At 66.7% G+C, this 20646-nt stretch carries 17 protein-coding genes and 1 pseudogene; 13 read left to right on the top strand and 5 right to left on the bottom strand.

What is annotated here, in order from left to right:
• Window position 1: 1 nt before the first annotated feature.
• Together exbB and JHW40_RS03770 are read right to left on the bottom strand one after the other, a co-directional pair.
• Entirely contained in the window at window positions 2-1267 is a 1266-nt protein-coding gene (gene exbB, locus JHW40_RS03775; RefSeq protein ID WP_244519134.1) for a tonB-system energizer ExbB, read from the bottom strand.
• A gap of 556 nt (window positions 1268-1823) precedes the next feature.
• Window positions 1824-2438 carry a COG3650 family protein gene (locus tag JHW40_RS03770; RefSeq protein ID WP_170851766.1) on the bottom strand — a complete coding sequence of 205 codons (615 nt, stop codon included), beginning with the start codon at window positions 2436-2438 and terminating at the stop codon, window positions 1824-1826.
• 144 nt (window positions 2439-2582) lie between these two features.
• On the opposite strand from JHW40_RS03770, the gene tsaE reads away from it, so the two are divergent.
• The 8 genes from tsaE to JHW40_RS03730 all read left to right on the top strand — a co-directional run bounded on the left by tsaE (window position 2583) and on the right by JHW40_RS03730 (window position 13709).
• Complete coding sequence (gene tsaE, locus JHW40_RS03765; RefSeq protein WP_090611130.1) at window positions 2583-4004, top strand: tRNA (adenosine(37)-N6)-threonylcarbamoyltransferase complex ATPase subunit type 1 TsaE; 1422 nt, start codon at window positions 2583-2585, stop codon at window positions 4002-4004.
• Entirely contained in the window at window positions 3992-4687 is a 696-nt protein-coding gene (locus JHW40_RS03760; protein WP_090611131.1) for a nucleotidyltransferase family protein, read from the top strand. Before tsaE ends, JHW40_RS03760 begins: the two co-directional genes overlap by 13 nt.
• On the top strand, window positions 4680-7622 hold the full coding sequence (gene addB, locus JHW40_RS03755) for a double-strand break repair protein AddB (protein ID WP_090611132.1): 2943 nt from the start codon (window positions 4680-4682) through the stop codon (window positions 7620-7622). Before JHW40_RS03760 ends, addB begins: the two co-directional genes overlap by 8 nt.
• The gene (gene addA, locus JHW40_RS03750; protein WP_244519135.1) at window positions 7615-10992 is read left to right on the top strand and encodes a double-strand break repair helicase AddA; all 3378 of its coding nucleotides are present in this window, start codon (window positions 7615-7617) and stop codon (window positions 10990-10992) included. The genes addB and addA overlap by 8 nt, the downstream gene beginning before the upstream one ends.
• Window positions 10993-11050: 58 nt before the next feature.
• A complete protein-coding gene (trxA, locus tag JHW40_RS03745; protein WP_090611133.1) occupies window positions 11051-11371 on the top strand; it encodes a thioredoxin in 321 nt (106 codons plus the stop codon).
• 140 nt (window positions 11372-11511) lie between these two features.
• Entirely contained in the window at window positions 11512-12069 is a 558-nt protein-coding gene (hslV, locus tag JHW40_RS03740) for an ATP-dependent protease subunit HslV (protein WP_090611134.1), read from the top strand.
• Between the two features lie 98 nt (window positions 12070-12167).
• Window positions 12168-13475, top strand: a complete 1308-nt coding sequence (gene hslU, locus JHW40_RS03735) for an ATP-dependent protease ATPase subunit HslU (RefSeq protein WP_090611135.1) — start codon at window positions 12168-12170, stop codon at window positions 13473-13475.
• A gap of 54 nt (window positions 13476-13529) precedes the next feature.
• Complete coding sequence (locus tag JHW40_RS03730; protein WP_090611136.1) at window positions 13530-13709, top strand: PLD nuclease N-terminal domain-containing protein; 180 nt, start codon at window positions 13530-13532, stop codon at window positions 13707-13709.
• 233 nt (window positions 13710-13942) lie between these two features.
• Here JHW40_RS03730 and JHW40_RS03725 read toward each other — a convergent pair.
• Window positions 13943-14086 (bottom strand): annotated as a pseudogene (locus JHW40_RS03725) (IS3 family transposase); the annotation flags it as partial.
• 270 nt (window positions 14087-14356) lie between these two features.
• Entirely contained in the window at window positions 14357-15118 is a 762-nt protein-coding gene (locus tag JHW40_RS03720; RefSeq protein WP_090611137.1) for an IclR family transcriptional regulator, read from the bottom strand.
• Window positions 15119-15246: 128 nt separating this feature from the next.
• On the opposite strand from JHW40_RS03720, the gene JHW40_RS03715 reads away from it, so the two are divergent.
• From JHW40_RS03715 to JHW40_RS03700, 4 genes are all read left to right on the top strand, one after another.
• On the top strand, window positions 15247-15981 hold the full coding sequence (locus JHW40_RS03715) for a 3-oxoacid CoA-transferase subunit A (RefSeq protein ID WP_090611138.1): 735 nt from the start codon (window positions 15247-15249) through the stop codon (window positions 15979-15981).
• On the top strand, window positions 15978-16649 hold the full coding sequence (locus JHW40_RS03710) for a 3-oxoacid CoA-transferase subunit B (RefSeq protein ID WP_090611139.1): 672 nt from the start codon (window positions 15978-15980) through the stop codon (window positions 16647-16649). The genes JHW40_RS03715 and JHW40_RS03710 overlap by 4 nt, the downstream gene beginning before the upstream one ends.
• 1 nt (window position 16650) lies before the next feature.
• On the top strand, window positions 16651-17853 hold the full coding sequence (pcaF, locus tag JHW40_RS03705) for a 3-oxoadipyl-CoA thiolase (RefSeq protein ID WP_090611140.1): 1203 nt from the start codon (window positions 16651-16653) through the stop codon (window positions 17851-17853).
• Window positions 17854-17965: 112 nt separating this feature from the next.
• Window positions 17966-18307: a DUF2853 family protein gene (locus JHW40_RS03700; protein WP_090611141.1), complete on the top strand. Its 342-nt coding sequence runs from the start codon at window positions 17966-17968 to the stop codon at window positions 18305-18307.
• A gap of 33 nt (window positions 18308-18340) precedes the next feature.
• Here the strand turns inward: JHW40_RS03700 and JHW40_RS03695 are convergent, their stop codons facing one another.
• Window positions 18341-18967 (bottom strand): enoyl-CoA hydratase/isomerase family protein, encoded by a 627-nt coding sequence (locus JHW40_RS03695; protein WP_090611142.1) that lies wholly within the window; start codon window positions 18965-18967, stop codon window positions 18341-18343.
• A 75-nt stretch (window positions 18968-19042) separates the two neighbouring features.
• Between JHW40_RS03695 and JHW40_RS03690 the strand changes: the two genes are divergently transcribed.
• A complete protein-coding gene (locus JHW40_RS03690; RefSeq protein WP_090611143.1) occupies window positions 19043-20644 on the top strand; it encodes a DUF2125 domain-containing protein in 1602 nt (533 codons plus the stop codon).
• The last annotated feature ends 2 nt before the right edge of the window (window positions 20645-20646 follow it).

The following is a 20646-nucleotide window of genomic DNA, read 5'->3' as shown; positions in this document are numbered from 1 at the left end:
TTTACTCCGCCGCGCTGGCGTGATTGCGCAGTCCCGGCGCGACGGCTGTGGGCACGTCGCGGAAATCCAGATCGCGGCTGATCAGACGCTCGACCCCGGCGGCAACATCGCCCAAAGCCTGACGATAGCCGGTGATGGAACGGGCAAAGACGTTATAGATGACCACGGCGGGAATGGCCGCGACAAGGCCGAGGCCGGTGGCCAGCAGCGCCTCGGCGATGCCCGGCGCCACCACGGCAAGGTTGGTCGTCTGCGATTCCGAGATGCTGATGAAGGCGTTCATGATCCCCCAGACGGTGCCGAACAGGCCGACGAAGGGCGCGGTCGAACCGATCGTCGCCAGAACCCCGGTGCCTTTCGAGATGCGGCGCCCGGCGGCGGCCTCGATCCGGCCAAGGGCCGAGGAGACGCGCTCTTTCAGCCCGTCGCCGCCGACATGGGCGATGGCCGCATCGGACATCTCGGCCTCTTCGCGGGCGGCGCGCAGCATCAGGGCGGCGGGGCCGCTTTTGGTGCTGGCGCGGTCGATGGCCTCGGACAGGCTGCGCGACGAGCGCACGATCTTCAGCACGCTGGCCACGCGCGCCTTGGCGCCGCCGATTTCCAGCGTCTTGGCCAGCCACACGGTCCAGGTCACCAGCGAGGCGAAGGCCAGACCCAGCATCACCAGTTTCACGACGATATCGGCTGCGCGGAACATTCCCCAGGGCGTCAGGTCGTGGGGCAGATCGTCGCGACGTTCGGGGCGCGACAGGATATAGGTGACGGCGCCCGCCGGGTCTTCGATCAGCGAGGGCATGGGTTCTTCCGCCGGCAAAGGCTCGATCTCGGGGGCGTCGATGGCGGGCCCAGCGGCAGGGGCAGGCGCGTCGGTCTCGGTGTCAGGCGTCGCGGCATCAGGCGTGGTCGCGGACGTCGCGTCGGGCGTTTCAGCACCGGCCGCGGGCGTCTGCGCGGCATCAGCCGGGGCTTCAGACCCCGCGGCAGGAGCATCCGCTGCGGGGGTCTCGGCGGCAGTCGGTGCGTCAGTTGCGGGGGTGTCCGTCGCCGGGGTCGTGCCGGTTTCCGCAGCCGGTGCCTCGGGCGTGGGGGCCGGGACCTCTGTTGCGGGCGCTTCGGCAGCAGGTGCTTCCGTCGCAGGTGCTTCGGCGGCGGGCGGCTGGCCGGGCGTGGGGGCGTCCTGCGCCTGCACCGACAGGGGCAGCGACATCGCCAGCAACAGCGCAGACAGCGGCAGGGCCGCAGATGCGCGTGATTTCAGCGACACCGGACGTTCAGTTTTCCGATCAGCGGGACAGTTGAGCATGACGCGACATCTTCCTGTTTGTGCCGGTTCCATCTTGATCACGTTCAGCGCCGGATACGCCTCCAGATGGAAAGATTGTGTTCATTCAGGCTTGCGCCACAGATCAGGGAAAATCTCGGCACTGGCTCATCAGCGCGCCGGGAATCCCTTTCTTGAGCGTTTTTGTCAACCCTTCATCCCCCAAGGTCAAGAAGAACGACCAGAGGGCGGATCGCCGCTGCACAGGGAAATCGCCAGCCCCCGTCCGACCGCCCATGCCAGCAGGGACAGGCGCATCTGCGCTTCCGGCAGCAAAGCCAAATGGTTAACGATTGGCCGCTGGCCGGGCAGCGGCGATGCGATGGGAAAACCGCCGCGCAGTCGCGTCCACGCCACCCATCGGCGCCGTGCCTTGAAAACAGGCGGATTAGCGGCATTCGCGGACCCGAAGCCGGACACAATGCGGGCTTCGACGAATCAGGAACAAGAGATGCCTTGCAGTTGTATCGTGGCGAAACTTACGCCCGACAAGAGAGCTCTACTCCTGAATCAGACAGCAGCCGGTCTGCATGCTGGGCTGATCGCCGTGATGGATCAGCGTCGCCTGCATCCCATACATCCGGTCCGACATTCCGTCCGAACACAGTTGCGGCACGGCGACCAGCGTCATCGTGTCGGATATGACCGTCCGCAGCGGATGGCGAAAGACGCCGCTGTCCAGAATCGCCTTCAGCGGCTCGGGCGAGGTCTGATCCGGCTCGGTATGCACGACCTCACCGCCATCGACGCTGAAGCCCCAGAACGGCTCGGTGCCCAGACAGCGGAAATGTTCGGGCAACTCGCCCGGCTCCCACACATCCACGCGATAGGTCAGATAGCGCATCGAGACCCAGCCGCTGCCCTCGCCGCTGTTCACCCGGCCCCAGCCGCGGGTTTCCTCGACCACCTCGACGCCCTTCATGTCGGGGGGCAGGGTGCCGATGACCGGCGAATTCGCATCGGGCTGAAGGCGGATGTTCAACACATCGTCCAGCGCCACATCGGCCACGTCGAACAGCGTCGGCAGGTAATATTCCTGCGTGGCATGGGCGGGGCGGACCGCAAGGGGCAAGGCAAGGATCGCGGCAAGGACCATCGGGGCAAGGATGCGCATGTCGACTCCGTCATTCATCGGGGGCAGATTAGCGCGCCGTGCCGCGCGATGCATCACACGTCGGCGTGGGCTGGGGCGTGGGCTGGGGCGTGGGCAATCCCGTGGGTCATTCCCAAGCCGCGCCGTCGCCGCTAGAACCGGGGCATGACCGTGACCCCGACCACCACATTGACCGCTGACGAAGACCTGACCGCCGCGCTGGCACGGATGCTGGCCGCGACGCTGCGGCCCGGTCAGGTGATTCTGCTGGACGGCCCGGTCGGTGCCGGCAAGACCCATTTCGCCCGCGCCTTCATCCGCGCCCGGCAGGGTGATGGGGCCGAGGACGTGCCCAGCCCCACCTTCACGCTGGTTCAGACCTATGACGATCCGATGGGGACCGAGATCTGGCATGCCGACCTCTATCGTCTGTCCGATCCGTCCGAGCTGGACGAGCTGGGGCTGGACGACGCGATGGAGGACGCCATCTGCCTGATCGAATGGCCCGACCGGCTGGAGGCGGTGCCGGACGGCGCGCTGACCATCGCGCTGTCGCCCCTGCCCGATCCGGCGCTGCGCCGGATCACGCTGGCAGGCGACGCCGATCAGCCCCGCGCGGCCAAGCGGGCGGCATTCGTGGCGCAGGCAGGTTGGGGCGCGGCAAGGGTGCTGCCGCTGGCGGGGGATGCCTCGGCCCGGCGCTATTTCCGGCTGGACGGTCCGCAGGGTCATGCTGTGCTGATGGACGACCGGGGTGATGGCACCGCGCCCTTCCTTGCCGTGACCCGCTGGCTGCGCGATCACGGCTTTGGCGCGCCCGCCATTCTGGCGCAGGATGCCGATGCCGGACTGTTGCTGGTGCAGGATCTGGGCGACGATCTGGTCGCCCGGGTGCTGGAGCGCGAGCCCTCGCAGGCCCCTGCCATCTATGCCCGCATCACCGATCTGCTGGTCGATCTGCACCGCCAGCCGGTGCCGGATTTCGTGGCGGCTCTGGACGGGCCGGTCATGGCCGATCAGGTGGCGCTGTTCGCGCAGTGGTATCCGCAGGCCGCAGGCGCGGACCCCGGCCCCGCCGCCGCCATCGCGCCACTGATCGCGCGGCTTCATGCGGAACTGGCCGCTGATGCCGCCCCGGTGCTGGCCCTGCGCGATTTTCATGCCGAGAACCTGATCTGGCGCGGGGATGATCCGATGGGATTGATCGACTATCAGGACGCGGTGGCCTGCCATCCAGCCTATGATCTGGTATCCGCCTTGCAGGACGCCCGCCGGGAGGTCCCGCCCGAGATCGAGGCCGCCTGCATCGCCCGCTATCTGACCGCCACCGGGATGGACGCGGACCGCCTCCGCGCCGCCTATGCGCTGATGGGGGCGCAACGGAACCTGCGGATCATCGGCATCTTTACCCGGTTGTGCATACGCGACGGCAAGCCGCGCTATCTGGATTTCATGCCGCGTGTCTGGGGATATATCGCGCGCAATCTTACCCATCGCGCGCTTGCACCGCTGGCGCGGGTGGTGAACGATCTGCCCGCACCGGACGCCGCCATCATCGAAAGGATCCGCCGTCAATGCCGCCCCTGATGATCTTTGCCGCGGGTCTTGGCACGCGCATGGCACCGCTGACCGATACCCGCCCCAAGCCGCTGATAAAGGTGGCGGGCCGCAGCCTGCTGGACCGGGCGCTGGAGATGGGGCGGCAGGCGGGCGCGGACCGGATCGTGGTCAATACGCATTATCTGGGCGGGCAGATCGCCGATCATCTGGCAGGAACCGATGTGGCGATCAGCCATGAGCCCGAACTGCTGGACACCGGCGGCGGCTTGCGCAAGGCGCTGCCGCTGCTGGGGGCGGGTCCGGTGGCGACGCTGAACCCGGATGTGGTCTGGACCGGGCCGAACCCTCTGGCCACGCTGGCGCAGGCATGGCGGGACGACATGGACGCGCTGCTGGCGCTGGTGCCGCTGGCGCAGGCGCGGGCGCGGCTGGGCGGCGGCGATTTCGCGATAGACGCGCAGGGCAGGATCGCGCGGCTGGGCGATTTCGTCTATGCCGGGGCGCAGATCATCCGATCCGACCTGCTGGCCGATATCCCCGATCAGGTGTTTTCGCTGAATCTGTTGTGGGACCTGCTGATCGCGCGGGGCCGCGCCTTCGGCATGGTCCATGCAGGCGGCTGGTGCGATGTCGGCCGCCCCGAAGCCATTGCCGAGGCCGAGGCCATGCTGGCCGAAACCCACACCCAAGCACCCCAAACCCATGTCTGACTGGCAACCCGGCCTTTTCGCCCTGCCGCCCGGCGTCGATTTCGCCCATGAATTCGTCGCGGGCCTGTTGGAGCGGATGCGCAACCAGCCGCCCGAGGCGATGGCCCGCGTCACCATTTATGCCAATGCCAGCCGCACCCTGACCGCGATGCAGGCGGCCTTCGATGCAGCGGGACCGATGCTGATGCCGCGCATGCGTATCGTGACCGATCCCGGCCCGGCCCATGACAGCGGCCCTCTGGCCGCGCCGCTGGTGCGCAGGCTGCAACTGGCGCGGCTGATCGACCGGCTGTTGCAGGCGCGGCCCGATCTGGCGGCGGGGCACTCGGTTCCGGCGCTGGCCCATTCGCTGGCCGATCTGATGACCGAGATGCAGACCGAGGGGCTGGACGCCACCGCGCTGGAACGCATCGACACCGGCGATCACGCCCGTCACTGGCAGAACGCGCTGGCCTTCCTGCGCATCGCCGCCGATTTCCACCTGTCCGGCCCGATGCTGGACCGCGCCGCGCGCCAGCGGGCACTGGCCGAACGGCTGGTGGCCGATTGGGCGCAGGGCGTGAACCTGCCCGCCGATCCGGTGATCGTCGCGGGCTCGACCGGTTCGCACGGGGCGACGCGGATGTTCATGCAGGCGGTGGCCAGCCTGCCCAATGGCGCCGTGGTGCTGCCCGGTTTCGACTGGGACCAGCCGCAGGCGATCTGGGACGGTCTGGACGCCCGCGCCGAGGATCACCCGCAGGCTCGTTTCGCGCCGCTGATCCGTGCGGCGGGCTATCCCCAGCCCTGGACGGCGGCGCAGCCAGGCTCGGTCGCGCGCAATGCGCTGGTGTCGCTGGCGCTGCGCCCGGCGCCGGTCACCGATCAGTGGATCGCCGAGGGGCCGCTGCTGTCCGATCTGCGCGGCGCGACCGACGGCCTGACCCTGATCGAGGCCGACCAGCCGGGGCAAGAGGCCGAGGCGATCGCGCTGGTCATGCGCGGCGCCGCCGAACGCGACGAGGAAATCACCCTGATCGCTGCCGACAGCGCCCTGATCCGCCGCGTGGTTGCGGCGCTGGACCGCTGGCATATCCGCCCCGACGACAGCGCGGGCAGGCCCTTGCCGCTGACCGCTCCGGGGTTGTTCCTGCGCCATGTCGCCGGGCTGTTCGGCCAGCCCCTGACCATCGACAAGCTGCTGATCCTGCTGAAACATCCGCTGACCGCGACCGGCGCCGGCACCGAAGCCCGCAACAATGCGCGGCTTCAGTCGCGCGAACTGGAATTGCGTCTGCGCCGGAATGGCCCGGCCTTTCCCGATGGCGCGGCGCTGCGCGACTGGGGCAGCCGCGCCGGTGCCGAACGCAAGGTCTGGGCGGATTGGGTGGCCGCGTTGCTGGACCGGATCGCCGGTTTCGCCGCCGATCACGCGCCGCGCCCCCTGCCCGACCGGCTGGCCGATCTGCGCGCCCTGGCCGAGGCGCTGGCCGCAGGCCCTTCGGGCGACCCCGAGGCGTCCGAGCTGTGGAAGGAAAAGCCCGGCCGCATGGCCCGCGCGGTGATGGACCATCTGGCCGCCCATGCCTCCGAAGGCCCCGATATGGACCCCGGCGATTTTTCCGCGCTGCTGCTGGACGAACTGGGCCAGCAGGCCCTGCGCGGCGATGCCGATGCCCATCCCCTGCTGCGCATCCGCGGTCCACGAGAGGCGCGGATCTTCTGCCACGGCCATGTCATCCTGTCCGGCCTGAACGAAGGCGGCTGGCCGCAGGCGCTGTCCCCCGATCCGTGGCTGTCGCGGCAGATGCGGCTGGCGGCGGGGCTGACCCTGCCGGAACGGGTGATCGGGCTGGCCGCGCATGACTTTCAGCAGGGCATCAGCGCCCGCCGCGTCGTGCTGACCCGCGCCCGCCGCAATGCCGAGGCCGAGACGATCCCCTCGCGCTGGCTGAACCGGCTGACCAACCTGATGGCCGGGCTGCCCGATCAGGGCGGGCCGCAGGCATTGGCGGATATGCGTAACCGTGGCCGCCACTGGCTGGACATGGCGGCGGCGCTGGCCCGGCCGACGGTGCCCGTGGCCCCCGCGCGCCGCCCCTCGCCCATTCCGCCCGCGCCGCCGCTGACGGAATTGCCGGTGACCGATGTGGCGCTGCTGATCCGCGATCCCTATGCCGTCTATGCCAAGCGGGTGCTGGGGCTGCGACCCCTGCCCTCGCTGCGGCCCGAACCCGATGCGGCGCTGCGCGGCGTCACGCTGCACAGCATTGTCGAGCGGTTGCTGCGCACCCGCCCCGATGCCGACACCCCGCCCGCAGTGCTGCGCGACCGGCTGCTGGCGATCACCGCCGGGGTGCTGGCCGAGGATGTTCCCTGGCCCTCGGCTCGCGTCTTCTGGCAGGCCCGGATCGAGCGCATCGCCGACCAGATCGTCAGCGACGAACTGGCCCGACTGGCCGAGGGCCGCCCGCAGGTGGTCGAGGAACGCGGCAGACAGGCCTTGCCGGGCATGGATGTCCGCCTGACCGCCAAGCCCGACCGGATCGACCTTTTGCATGACGGGCGGGCGGTGATCTATGACTATAAATCCGGCAAGCCGCCCACCGATGCCCAGATCGCGCATTTCGACAAGCAACTGGTGCTGGAGGCCGCGATGGCCAGCCGTGGCGGCTTTGGCGCGCTGGGACAGGTCGATGTGGCGGCGATCCGCTATATCCAGCTGGGCGGCGACGGGCGGACGCATCAGCGCAGTTTCGACGCGCAGCTGGAAAAGGAAAACTGGGACGGATTTGTGCGGATGATCCGGCTTTATGTCAGCGGCGAGGTCGGCTTTACCGCCATGCGCGCGCCGGAACTGATGCAATATGACAGCGATTACGGGCATCTGTCGCGCCTTGGCGAATGGTCGCTGGCCGATGAAACCCACCCGGAAAAGGTCGGCGATCATGGATGAGGCGACGCTGAACCAGATCGCGGCGGCGGACCCCGCGCGATCCACATGGCTGACGGCCAATGCCGGCTCGGGCAAGACGCGGGTGCTGACCGATCGGGTGGCGCGGCTGCTGCTGGCCGGTTGCGCGCCCGAACGCATCCTGTGCCTGACCTATACCAAGGCCGCCGCGACCGAGATGCAGAACCGCCTGCTGAAACGGCTGGGCGAATGGGCGATGCTGCCCGAACCGGACCTGCGCCGCGCGCTGGCCGATCTGGGCGAGACCGGCACCCCCGATCTGGCCGAGGCCCGGCGGCTGTTCGCCCGCGCCATCGAGGCTCCGGGCGGGTTGAAGGTGCAGACCATCCACAGCTTCTGCGCGGCGCTGCTGCGGCGTTTCCCGCTGGAGGCCGGGGTGCCGATGGGATTTGCGGAACTGGACGACCGCAGCGCCCGCGCGCTTCGCGCCGAAATCGTCGAGGAAATGGCGGATGAGGGCCACCCGGTCATGGGCGATCTGGTCGCGCTGCATTCGGGCGACAATCTGGACGGGTTTCTGGCCGCGCTGAAGCCCGCCGATTTCGCCGCCCCTCCCGATCCGGCGGCGATTTCGGCGGCGCTGGGACTGCCTGCGGGGATGGATCGCGACCGGCTGCTGGCGCAGGTCTTTACCGGCGACGAATCCGATCTGTTCGATGCGCTGATCCCGGTGCTGGCGACTGGCAAAAGCACCGATCTGAAGCTGGCCGACCGCTTGCGGCAGGGCAACTGGCGCGATCCCGGCATGGATGATCTGTGGTTGCTGGCGGGGGTGCTGCTGACCGGGGCGGGCGCGAAAGAGCCCTTTGCCGCCAAGATCGGCAGCCTGCCGACCAAGGATCTGCGAACCGGCGCCGCCGCCCCCTTCATGGCCGAGCTTGAGGATCTGATGGCGCGGGTCCAGGAGGCCCGCCCCCATGCCCTTGCGCTGGAGGCCGTGCAGGCGACGCTGGCGCTGCACCGCTTCGCACATGCCTTCTGCGCCCGGCTGACCAGCCGCAAGGCCGCGCATGGCTGGCTGGATTTCGACGACCTGATCCTGCGCAGCGCCGCGTTGCTGGAGGAATCCAGCATGGCGCAATGGGTGCTGTTCCGTCTGGATGGCGGTATCGACCATATCCTTGTCGATGAGGCGCAGGATACCAGCCCCGAACAATGGCGCGTCATCCGCCGACTGACCGACGAATTCACCAGTGGCGCCAGTGACCGGCCCCGGACGCTGTTCGTGGTGGGCGATCCGAAACAGTCGATCTATTCCTTCCAGGGCGCCGATATCGCCGTGTTCGAGGATATGCGCGACAGTTTCCGCCGCGATTTCGAGGCCGTAAAGCGCCCGATGCAGAATCGCGGGCTGGCGCACAGTTTCCGATCCTCGCCCGCGATCCTGCGGCTGGTCGATGCGGTGTTTCAGGGCGATGCTGCGCAGGGTCTGGGCGATCCGCCACACCATATCGCCTTTCGCGGCGACCTGCCCGGTCGCGTCGATATCTGGCCGGTGCTGTCCGAACCCGACCGGCCCGAGCCCGGCGACTGGACCCGCCCGGTCGATGCCCCGGCGGAAAATGCCGCCTCGAAACTGCTGGCCGAGGCGGTGGCGGGACAGATCAAGGGGCTGATCGGCACGCCCTTCCTCGACGCCAAATCGGGGCGGGTGCGGGCGATCTCGGCCGGCGATGTGCTGATCCTGGTGCAGCGGCGCGGCGCCTTGTTCGAGGAGTTGATCCGCGCCTGCAAGCTGGCCGGGCTGCCGGTGGCCGGGGCCGACCGGCTGAAACTGGCAGCGGAACTGGCCGTGCGCGACATTCTGGCGACGCTGTCGGTGCTGGCCACGCCCGAGGACGACCTGTCGCTGGCCGCCGCGCTGCGTTCGCCCCTGTTCGGGCTGACCGAGGACGATCTGTTCCGGCTGGCGCAGGGGCGCGGGCGGCGGACGCTGTGGCAGCAATTGCGCGCCTCGGATCACGGAATTGCGCGCGAGGTGCTGAACGATCTGGCGGGTCAGGCCGATTTCATGCGGCCCTATGACGTGATTTCGCGGCTGCTGACGCGGCATGGCGGACGGCAGGCGCTGCTGGCGCGGCTGGGCCCCGAGGCCGAGGACGGCATTGACGAACTGCTGTCGCAGGCGCTGGCCTTCGAGACCATCGAGACGCCCTCGCTGACCGGTTTTCTGGTCTGGCTGTCCACCGATGATGTCGAGGTGAAACGGCAATTGCCCGGCGGCGCGGGCGGGCTGATCCGGGTGATGACGGTTCACGGATCGAAGGGGCTGGAAAGCCCGGTGGTGATCCTGCCCGAAACCCAGAAGCGCCGCCCCGACAACCGCGCCCGCACGGTGCGGCTGAATGACCGCCCGGTCTGGCGCGGGGCATCCGGCAACCGTCCCGATCCGGTGGCCGAGGCCGTGGCCGATCAAGACGCCCGGCAGGTCGAGGAACGGCGGCGGCTGCTCTATGTGGCGCTGACCCGGGCCGAAAGCTGGTTGATCGCGGCGGCGGCGGGGGATGCGGGCGATCAGCCTCTGGACAGCTGGCACGGCATGATCGCCGATGGTGCCGCACGGGCGGATCTGACCCGCGCGGCCATCGAAATTCCCGGCATCGGGCAGGCCACGCGGCTGAGCTTTGGTGACTGGCCGCAGGACGAGGTGTCCGCCGAGGTGGCCCTGACAACCGACGTGACCCTGCCCGGCTGGACCCGCCAGCCCGCACCCCCTGCCCCGGCGACCACCCGGGTCATCGCCGCGACCGCGCTTGGCGGGGCCAAGGCGCTGGCCGCCGCACTGCCCGAAGGGGTCGAGGCCGATCCCGCCGCCGCCATGCTGCGCGGCACGCGGCTGCATCTGCTGCTGGAACATCTGCCCGGCACGCCCGCCGGTGACTGGCCCGCAACCGCCCGCGCCATCCTTGCCGGGGGCGAAGGCGGGTTGCCCGACGCGCAGGAACTGGACGATCTGCTGGCCGAGGCGCGCGAGGTGATCGAGGCCCCCGAGCTGACGGCGGTAATGTCTCCGCCCGCCGATGCGCAGGTGCTGCGCGAAGTGGCGCTGACCGCGCCCCTGCCCGGCATCGGCATCCTGCATGGGATGATCGACCGGCTGGTGGTCTCGGACAGCGGCATCCACGCCATCGACTACAAGACCAACATGCAGGTGCCCGACCAGTCCGGACAGGTGCCCGAGGGGCTGTTGCGGCAGATGGCCGCCTATCGCGCGGCGCTGCGCGGGATCTGGCCCGACCGGCCGCTGCACCTGTCGATCCTGTGGACCGCGACGCGCAGCCTGATGGAGCTGCCCGATCCGCTACTGGATCGCGTCATGGCCGCCCTTGACCAGACGGCCCCGGCTTCATAGCTGTTAGATCAGACATGCCGGGCGCAATCCGCACCGGCCCTTCATTGGGAGCAGCAACATGCCTACCGTGCCCGTCAGTGACACCGAATTCGACGCCGAGGTGCGTCAGGCCGACACCCCCGTGATCGTGGATTTCTGGGCGGAATGGTGCGGCCCCTGCAAGCAGATCGGCCCCGCGCTCGAGGAACTGTCGGATGAATATGCCGGCAAGATCAAGATCGTGAAGGTCAATGTGGACGAGAACCCCGAACAGGCCGCCAATCTGGGCGTGCGCGGCATCCCGGCGCTGTTCATGTTCAAGGGCGGCGAGATGGTGTCGAACCGCATGGGCGCAGCCCCCAAGGCGGCGCTGAAGGAATGGATCGACGAATCGATCTGAGCGATTCAGCCGGATGACGGACCGGGCGGCCGCCGCAATGCGCGCCGCCCGTCTTTTTTGGGCATCCGGGTTTTGAGGGCGTGGTGGGTTGCGAAGCCTGACGCGCCCTCATATCTGAACCCAAAGCTACGGAGAGGCTTATGGCGGAAGACAGATTTCCCGGCTGGCATGGCACGACCATTCTGGCCGTCAGGCGCGGCGGCAAGGTCGTGATTGCGGGCGACGGACAGGTCAGCGTCGGGCAGACGGTGATGAAGGGCTCGGCCCGCAAGGTGCGGATGCTGAAGCCCGGCGGGCGCGACGTGGCGGTGGGTTTCGCCGGATCGACCGCCGATGCCTTTACCCTGCTGGAGCGGCTGGAGAAAAAGCTGGAAGCCGCGCCGGGCCAGTTGCAGCGCGCCTGCGTCGATCTGGCCAAGGACTGGCGCACCGACAAATACCTGCGCAATCTGGAGGCGATGCTGATCGTCACCGACGGGCGCGAGATCTATGTCGTGACCGGCGCCGGCGATGTGCTGGAGCCCGAACATGACGTGGCCGCCATCGGATCGGGCGGGAATTACGCGCTGGCCGCCGCGCGGGGATTGCTGGAGACCGATCTGGACGCGGAAGGCGTGGCGCGCCGGGCAATGGCGATCGCCGCCGAGATCTGCGTCTATACCAACGGCAACCTGACCGTCGAGACGCTGCAAGGATAAGGGGCGAAGGGGTAAGGGGGGCGCTGCCCCCTCGGCCCGTGCCGGGCCTCACCCCCGGGATATTTGAGCACCAAAGATAGACCAGTCGAGGCAAGAGAATGACCGATTTGACCCCGCGCGAGATCGTTTCCGAACTGGATCGCTTCATCATCGGGCAGAAGGACGCCAAGCGCGCCGTGGCCGTGGCCTTGCGCAACCGCTGGCGCAGGAAACAGCTGGGCGACGATCTGCGCGACGAGGTCTATCCCAAGAACATCCTGATGATCGGCCCGACCGGGGTCGGCAAGACCGAGATCAGCCGGAGGCTGGCAAAGCTGGCCAATGCGCCCTTCATCAAGGTCGAGGCGACGAAATTCACCGAAGTCGGCTATGTCGGGCGCGATGTCGAGCAGATCATCCGCGACCTGGCTGACGCCGCCATCGTCGAGACGCGCGAGCGGATGCGCGAGGAGGTCAAGGCCCGCGCCCATAAATCGGCCGAAGAGCGGGTGGTCGAGGCGCTGGCCGGGACGGATGCGCGCGAGGGTACAAGGCAGATGTTCCGCGACAAGCTGAAGCGCGGCGAGCTGGACGATACCGTGATCGAGCTGGAGGTTCAGGACAATTCGAACCCGCTTGGCATGATGGAGATCCCCGGCCAGCCCGGCAGCGCCATGGGTGGCATGATGGATCTGTCGGGGCTGATGAAAGCCTTTGGCGGGCGGCGGGTGCGGCGCAAGGTGACTGTGGCCGAAAGCTATGAGCTGCTGATCGCGGAAGAGGCCGACAAGCTGCTGGACGACGAGGCGGTGAAGGCCGCCGCGCTGGAATCGGTGCAGGAAAACGGCATCGTCTTCATCGACGAGATCGACAAGGTCTGCGCCCGCTCGGATGCCCGGGGTGGCGATGTCAGCCGCGAGGGGGTGCAGCGCGATCTGCTGCCGCTGATCGAGGGGACGACGGTTTCGACCAAATACGGGCCGGTGCGGACCGATCACATCCTGTTCATCGCCTCGGGCGCGTTCCATGTTGCCAAACCCAGCGACCTTTTGCCGGAATTGCAGGGTCGTCTGCCGATCCGGGTCGAGTTGCGGGCGCTGACCGAAGAGGATTTCATCCGCATCCTGACCGAGACCGACAACGCCCTGACCCGGCAATATACCGCGCTGATGGCGACCGAGGGCGTTTCCGTCAGCTTCAGCGACGAGGGGATTGCAGCGCTGGCGCGGATCGCCGCCGAGGTGAACGCTGCGGTCGAGAATATCGGGGCGCGCAGGCTTTATACCGTGATCGAGCGGGTCTTCGAGGAACTGTCCTTCAGCGCGCCAGACAAGGGCGGGGAATCGGTCAGCGTCGATGCCGCCTATGTCGAGCAGCATCTAGGCGATCTGGCGCGCTCGACCGATCTGTCGCGCTATGTCCTTTAAGGGAACCGGCGGGGCTGTTGCCGTGTTGGCCTGACGGCAGAAAAGGAATTACCCATGGGCTATATCTTCGGGATCATCATCTTCGTGCTCGATGTCTGGGCGATCGCCTCGGTCATCAATACCAACGAGACCACGGGCACCAAGATCCTGTGGATCGCGCTGATCGCCATCCTGCCGGTGGTCGGGCTGATCATCTGGTATTTCATGGGGCCGAAGGCGAATTATTCCGCCTGACTGCGCGGCCCGCGGCACAGATAGACGTAACAGGCGCCCTCGCCCCCGTGGCAGACATGGGCAGCGGTGACTTGCTGCTGACCACCGAAGCCTTGGTCCGGATGAGTTATCACTCGGCGCCCGTCGCTCAACCCAAGTTCGACGCTTTTGTACCCGGGGTTAGAGCGTTCTGCATGAAACGGGGATCGTGAGAGATTCCCGGAACGGCGTGATTGTGGCCCACCACTGAACTTTCATCCAGCCGCGACTGGAGCCCGGTGAGTGTTTACGCCTATCGGCGCCGGTTGAGCAATCGCCCGGCGCGCGGAGCTTTCATCTCGCGCAGCGGGGCGGGCGATTGCGATGGTCAGGGCCCGCGCGTAGTCGGCCGCGGACCGGCATCGACCACGGTTCCGGGCTGAAAGCCGGGGCTGGTCGTCGCCCTCATCACGTCAATAGGGGGCGGACAGGCGCAGGTCTGAACAAATCCGCACCAAAGATCCCGAAGCAGAGCAGGCCAATGATCGTAAGCCGATGGATCAAGTTTCTGAAAACACACTGTTAAACAATCAGATGGCGCCGGAGTTGGGCGAGAAAGGCGTCCCCGCACTGAAAACCGCACGGCCCAATCAGCGAACAATCCGATCCGCCAACTGGACCAGCCCTGTTCAGTGTAACATAGCGCGGATGTCGGTCGCCACTTGCTGCAAGGCGGGCAGGAACATGTCCACCAGATCCTGCACCGATGCCTGCCGCGCAGGCACACCGATATTCAGCGCCGCAACCACGCGACCGCGTGCATCACTCAGCGGCACGGCGATAGAGCGCAGGCCAGGCTCGACCTCCTGATCTATCAGCGCATAGCCTTGCGTGCGGATGCGTGCCAGTTCGGCCATCACCGCCTGGGGATCGGTCAGGGTCATCGGCGCGCGGGCTGGCAGCGGGCCGGGGCCAAGGATCGCGCGGGCCTGATCCTCGGGCAGAGCGGCCAGCAGGACCCTGCCCATCGAGGTGCAGCAGGCAGGCAGCCGCGATCCCGGCATCAGCGAAATCGACATCACCTTCCGCTGTGCCGCCCGCGCGATATAGACGATCTCGGCCCCGTCGAGGATCGAGACCGAGGAGCTTTCCCCGATCCGTTCGGACAGCAGATCCAGCGACGGCTGGACCAGTTGCGGCAGCGGCATTCCAGCCAGACAGGCTGTGCCCAGCCGCAGCACCCGCGGCGTCAGCGTGAAGAACTTGCCGTCATAATCGGCGTAACCCAGATGCGCCAGCGTCAGCAAACAACGCCGCGCCGTGGCCCGGTCCAGCCCGGATGCCGCCGATACCTCGGATATCGACTGGCGCGGGCTGTCGGCGCCGAAGGTCTCGATCACCGCCAGACCCTTGGCCAGACCGCCCATGATGTCGCGTTCGCTGATTCCCATGCCCTGCACCTTTGTGCGATATGTAAACAAATATTGTGTATCGCACAAACCGGATTGCGTGAAGGGCCTTTCGTGCCTATCCCTTGCGCCAGCCCGGGCGGGAATCCCGGCGAAATAAGGATAGTCACATGGACAAGACAGTCGCAGATCCGGCCACGGCGGTGGCCGGGATCGAGGACGGCATGAGTGTGATGATCGGCGGCTTTGGCGGCGCAGGTTCGCCCATCGAGCTGGTCCACGCATTGATCGACCGTCATCTGGCCACCGGCCACCCGAAAAACCTGACCGTCATCAACAACAATGCCGGCAACGGCCATGTCGGGCTGGCGGCCCTGATCGAAACCGGGATGGTCGCCAAGCTGATCTGTTCCTTCCCGCGCTCGGCCGATCCGGTGGTGTTCACCGAACGCTATCTGGCCGGGCAGATCGAACTGGAACTGGTGCCGCAGGGAACGCTGGCCGAACGTATCCGCGCGGGCGGGGCAGGGATTCCCGCCTTCTTTACGCCGACCAGCTTTGGCACCGATCTGGCGCGCGGCAAGCCGGTCGCGGAATTCGACGGGCGCAGCTATGTGCAGGAGCGCTGGCTGAAGGCAGATGTGGCGCTGATCAAGGCCGAAACCGCCGATACACACGGCAACCTGACCTATCGGGCGGCGGCGCGGAACTTCAACCCGCTGATGTGCATGGCGGCGGCGGAAACCATCGTGCAGGCCAGCGATGTGGTGGCGGCGGGCGGCATCGACCCCGAACAGGTCGTGACCCCCGGCATCTTCGTCCAGAAGGTCGTGCAGGTCGCCAATCCCGCGCAAGAGGAAGACCTGAACCGCGCCAATGCCGTCTATCCGGAGCCCGCAGCATGACCCCGAAACTGACCAATAACCAGATCGCATGGCGCGCGGCGCAGGACATCACCGACGGGGCCTATGTCAATCTGGGCATCGGATTTCCAGAAAAAGTCGCGCAATATCAGCCGGATGGACGGCAGGCGATCTTTCACACCGAAAACGGCATCCTGAATTTCGGGCAATCGCCCGAGCCGGGGTCCGAGGATTGGGACCTGATCAACGCGGGCAAGAAAGCGGTGACGCTGAAGCCCGGCGCGGCGTTCTTCCACCATGCCGACAGCTTCGCGATGGTGCGCGGCGGGCATCTGGATGTGGCGATCCTTGGCGCTTATGAGGTCGCGGAAAACGGTGATCTGGCGAACTGGTCCACCGGACCCAAGGGCGTGCCCGCCGTGGGCGGCGCGATGGATCTGGTGCATGGCGCCAAGCGGGTGGCGGTGATTACCGACCATGTGACCAAATCCGGCGCGCCAAAGCTGGTCAGCCGTTGCAGCCTGCCGCTGACCGGGGTGGGCTGCGTGACCCGCGTCTATACCTCGTTGGCGGTGATCGATATCGAGGGCGGGCGCTTCGTGCTGCGCGAAAAGCTGCGCTCGATCTCGCTTGAGGAATTGCAGGCGGTGACCGGGGCCGAACTGGTGGTGCCCGGCGATATCGCCGATCTGATTGTGCCGGAGCTGTGACATGACCGACGTTTTCATCTGCGACTATATTCGCACCCCCATCGGCCGTTTCGGCGGCAGCCTTGCCAGCGTGCGGGCCGACGATCTGGGGGCCGTCCCGCTGCGTGCGCTGATCGAACGCAATCCGGGCGTCGATTGGGATGCCATCGACGACGTGATCTTCGGCTGCGCCAATCAGGCGGGCGAGGATAACCGCAACGTCGCCCGCATGGCGCTGCTGCTGGCCGGGCTGCCTGTGAGCGTCACGGGAACCACGGTGAACCGGCTGTGCGGATCCGGCATGGATGCGGTGATCATGGCCGCCCGCGCGATCAAGTCGGGCGAGGCCGATCTGATGATCGCGGGCGGGGTCGAATCCATGTCCCGCGCGCCTTTCGTGATGCCCAAGGCGGAAACCGCGTTTTCCCGCCATGCCGAGATCCACGACACCACCATCGGCTGGCGCTTCGTCAATCCGCTGATGAAGGCGCAATATGGCGTCGAATCCATGCCCGAAACCGGCGAGAACGTGGCCGAGGATTTCTCGATCAGCCGTCAGGATCAGGACGCGATGGCGCTGCGCAGTCAGCAAAACGCCGCGCAGGCACAGGCGAATGGCCGTCTGGCCCGCGAGATCACGCCGGTCACCATCCCGCAGCGCAAGGGCGATCCGAAACTGGTCGAGCGCGACGAACATCCGCGCGAAACCACGGCTGAAAAGCTGGCCGCGCTGCCGACCCCGTTCCGCAAGGGCGGGACGGTGACGGCGGGCAATGCCTCGGGCGTCAATGACGGGGCGGCGGCGCTGATCCTGGCGTCGGCGGACGCGGGGAAGAAATACGGGCTGACCCCGATTGCCCGCGTTCTGGGTGGCGCCACCGCGGGCGTTCCGCCGCGGATCATGGGCTTCGGCCCCGCGCCCGCCAGCAGGAAGCTGATGGCGCGGCTGGGGCTGAGTCCTGCCGATTTCGACGTGATCGAGCTGAACGAGGCCTTTGCCAGCCAGGGTCTGGCCACGCTGCGCGATCTGGGCATTGCCGATGACGACCCGCGCGTGAACCCCAATGGCGGCGCGATTGCGCTGGGTCATCCACTGGGCATGTCGGGGGCGCGGATCACCGGCACGGCTGCGCTGGAACTGTCGCTGAAGGGGGCCAGACGCTCGCTTTCCACCATGTGCATCGGCGTGGGGCAAGGCATCGCCATCGCGCTGGAACGGGTCTGACATCAGCGGGACGCTGCGCAATCGCAGCGGCGTCCCCGCGATCAGGGCTTGATCGGCGGCCATCCGCGCCGCATCCTTCCCCCGGATGACATATATCGACCGGAGGGACGTGATGAGCAGACGCGACGACCTGATTGCCAAATATGCCGCCGATATTCGCGACAAGCTGGGGGAAGAACCCGATCTGGACCTGCTGACCAAGGTCACGATCGGTTGCGGACCCTCGATCTATAACGCCGATGCGGAAACCGTCGCCTCGTCCGATCAGGCAGAGCTTGACCGGATCAGCGCCAATTATCTGGTCAAGAAGCTGGGCCTTGCCAGCGGGCCGGAACTGTCGCAGGCCATCGACGCGGTGGTCGAGAAATACGGCCGTTCCAACCGCAGCAAATATCGCGCGGTGGTCTATTACATGCTGTGCCGCCATTTCGGCAAGGAAGCGGCCTATTCCTGACCGCGACTTGTCACCGGTTTGCGGGTGCCGGATTTACGGGCGCTGACCGATCATCGCCTTGATCGCCATGACATGACCGCCATCGGCGGCCAGACAATCCCCCGCCAGTTCCTGCGCGGCAGCCATCAGGCCCTGCGCCGGGACCAGCCGTTCGACCAGCCCCCATGCCAGTGCCTCGCGCGCCTCGATCCGGGCGCCTGCCATCAGGATCATCTTGGCCCGCGCCGCGCCGATCAGCTGTGTCAGGCGGCGCGGATCGCTGGGTTGCGGCAGAAAGCCCAGCTTCATCACCGGATAGAAGAACCGCGCCTCGGGCACGGCGATGCGCAGATCGCAGGCCAGCACCATGCCGAAGGCGCCGCCCGCCAGCGTGCCGTTCAGTGCCGCGATGGTCAGGCAGGGCATGGTCGCCATCCGCGCCGACAGGCGTTCCCATTCGGGGGATTTCGCCAGCCCGGCTTTGGCCTCGTCCAGATCGGCACCGGCTGAAAACACCCGCCCGGCGCCGGTCAGGATCACCGCGCGGATATCGTCGCGCCCGGCCAGATCATCCAGATGCCCGGTCAGGTCGCGCAGCATCGCCTCGGTCAGCGAATTGGCCTTTTCCTGACGGTCGATTGTCAGGGTCGCCGAATAAGCATCTATCCGCACATCTATCACGAGGTCGTACCTTTCACTTGCCAGGCCGCTGTGCGACAAATGGCGTATTTTGAAGAACTGCGAAAGGTATTCGGCATGTTCAGAACCCTTGCAACCTCGACCATCGCGCTGATCGCGGGTGCGGCGCCGCTTTTTGCCGAGGTGACCCCTTCACAGGTCTGGGAAAACCTGACCGACTATTACAACAGAATTGGTTACGAAGTCGTTGTCGGTCAGGAGAATGATGGCGGCGATACCCTGACGCTTGGCGATGTGGTCATCAAATCCCCCGAAAACGAGGATTACACCACCAATATCCTGATCCCGAAGGTGACGCTGCAACAGACCGGCGACGCCAATGTGCGTACCGTGTTCGACGGCGACATCACCGCCGATTTCACCAGCCCGATGCCCGATGCCGATGACATGGAAGTCAGCATGGTGATCGCGATGCCGGGCAACGAGATGATCAGTTCCGGCACGCCCGAGGATCTGCGTCACGATTTCACCTATCCCACCATGACGCTGAGCGTGAATTTCGGCGAGCTGTCGGAAGGGGTGGAAATGCCCCTGAACATCAGTCTGACCGATCTGGCCGGGACGCAGACCACAAAACTGACCGAGGGCACCGAATCGGTCTATGACATGACGGCGGCCAAGCTGACCGCCGAATTCGCCGCCGATCAGCCACCGTCCGAGGATGGCACGCCGCAGGATGGCCGGATCGAAGGCAGCTTCGAGGTCACCGACATGGTGATGAAAGGCAGCATGATCACGCCCGCGGGCGAGGTCGATCTGACCAATGACATGACCGCCGCGCTGACGGCGGGCCTGTTCACTGACGGCACCTTCTCCAGCGGGCCGATCGCCGGCAGCTTCCACTTCTCGGGCCAGAACCCCGAGGGCCAGCCCGAAGAAGCGTCGGGCAGCTTCAGCGCCGAAAACAGCGAGTTGGTGATGGAGCTTTCGGAAAAGGGCTTCAGCTACAGCGGCAATTCGGGCCGGACCGAAGCCGAGGTGAATGTCTCGTCCCTGCCGTTCCCGATCACCTATGCCGCCGACAGCGCCTCGGGCGCGATGGCCATTCCGGTGCTTCAGTCTGACACGCCGCAGCCGTTCAAATTCGCCTATGAACTGGCCGGCCTGACCCTCTCGGACGAGATCTGGGATCTGTTCGATGCCGATCAGCAACTGCCGCGCGATCCGGCCTCGCTGGCCATTGATCTGGATGGCGACCTGCTGGTCAATGACAACCTGTTCGACCCCGATTTCGGCCAGACCCTGACCGAACAGGCGGACGGTGAACAGGCGGATGGGGACGACGCCACCGGCGACGCACTTGCCGACGGCGCTGACGGCACGGATGTCCAGGACATGCCCTTCGTGCCGCAGACCCTGCGCATCGCCAAGCTGGCGCTGGATGCGGTGGGTGTCACGGCGGATGTCACCGGAGAGTTGGACCTGAGCCAGAACCCGCAGGAACCCGTCGGCACGATCGAGGGCAATTTCACCGGCGTCAGCGGCCTGATCGACAAGCTGATCGCGATGGGCGCCATCCCGCAGGAACAGGCAATGGGCATTCGCATGATGCTGGCGATGTTCGCCAAGCCGGTGAATGACGATCCCGACAACCTGCGGACCGAACTGGAATTCCGCGAAGGCGGTTCGATCTTTGCCAATGGACAACAGGTGAAGTAAAA

It is taken from the genome of Paracoccus alcaliphilus, assembly GCF_028553725.1.
GTDB lineage: Bacteria > Pseudomonadota > Alphaproteobacteria > Rhodobacterales > Rhodobacteraceae > Paracoccus > Paracoccus alcaliphilus.
The sequence above is the reverse complement of the archived record's forward strand: the minus strand, read 5'-3'. Positions and strand labels throughout refer to the sequence as shown.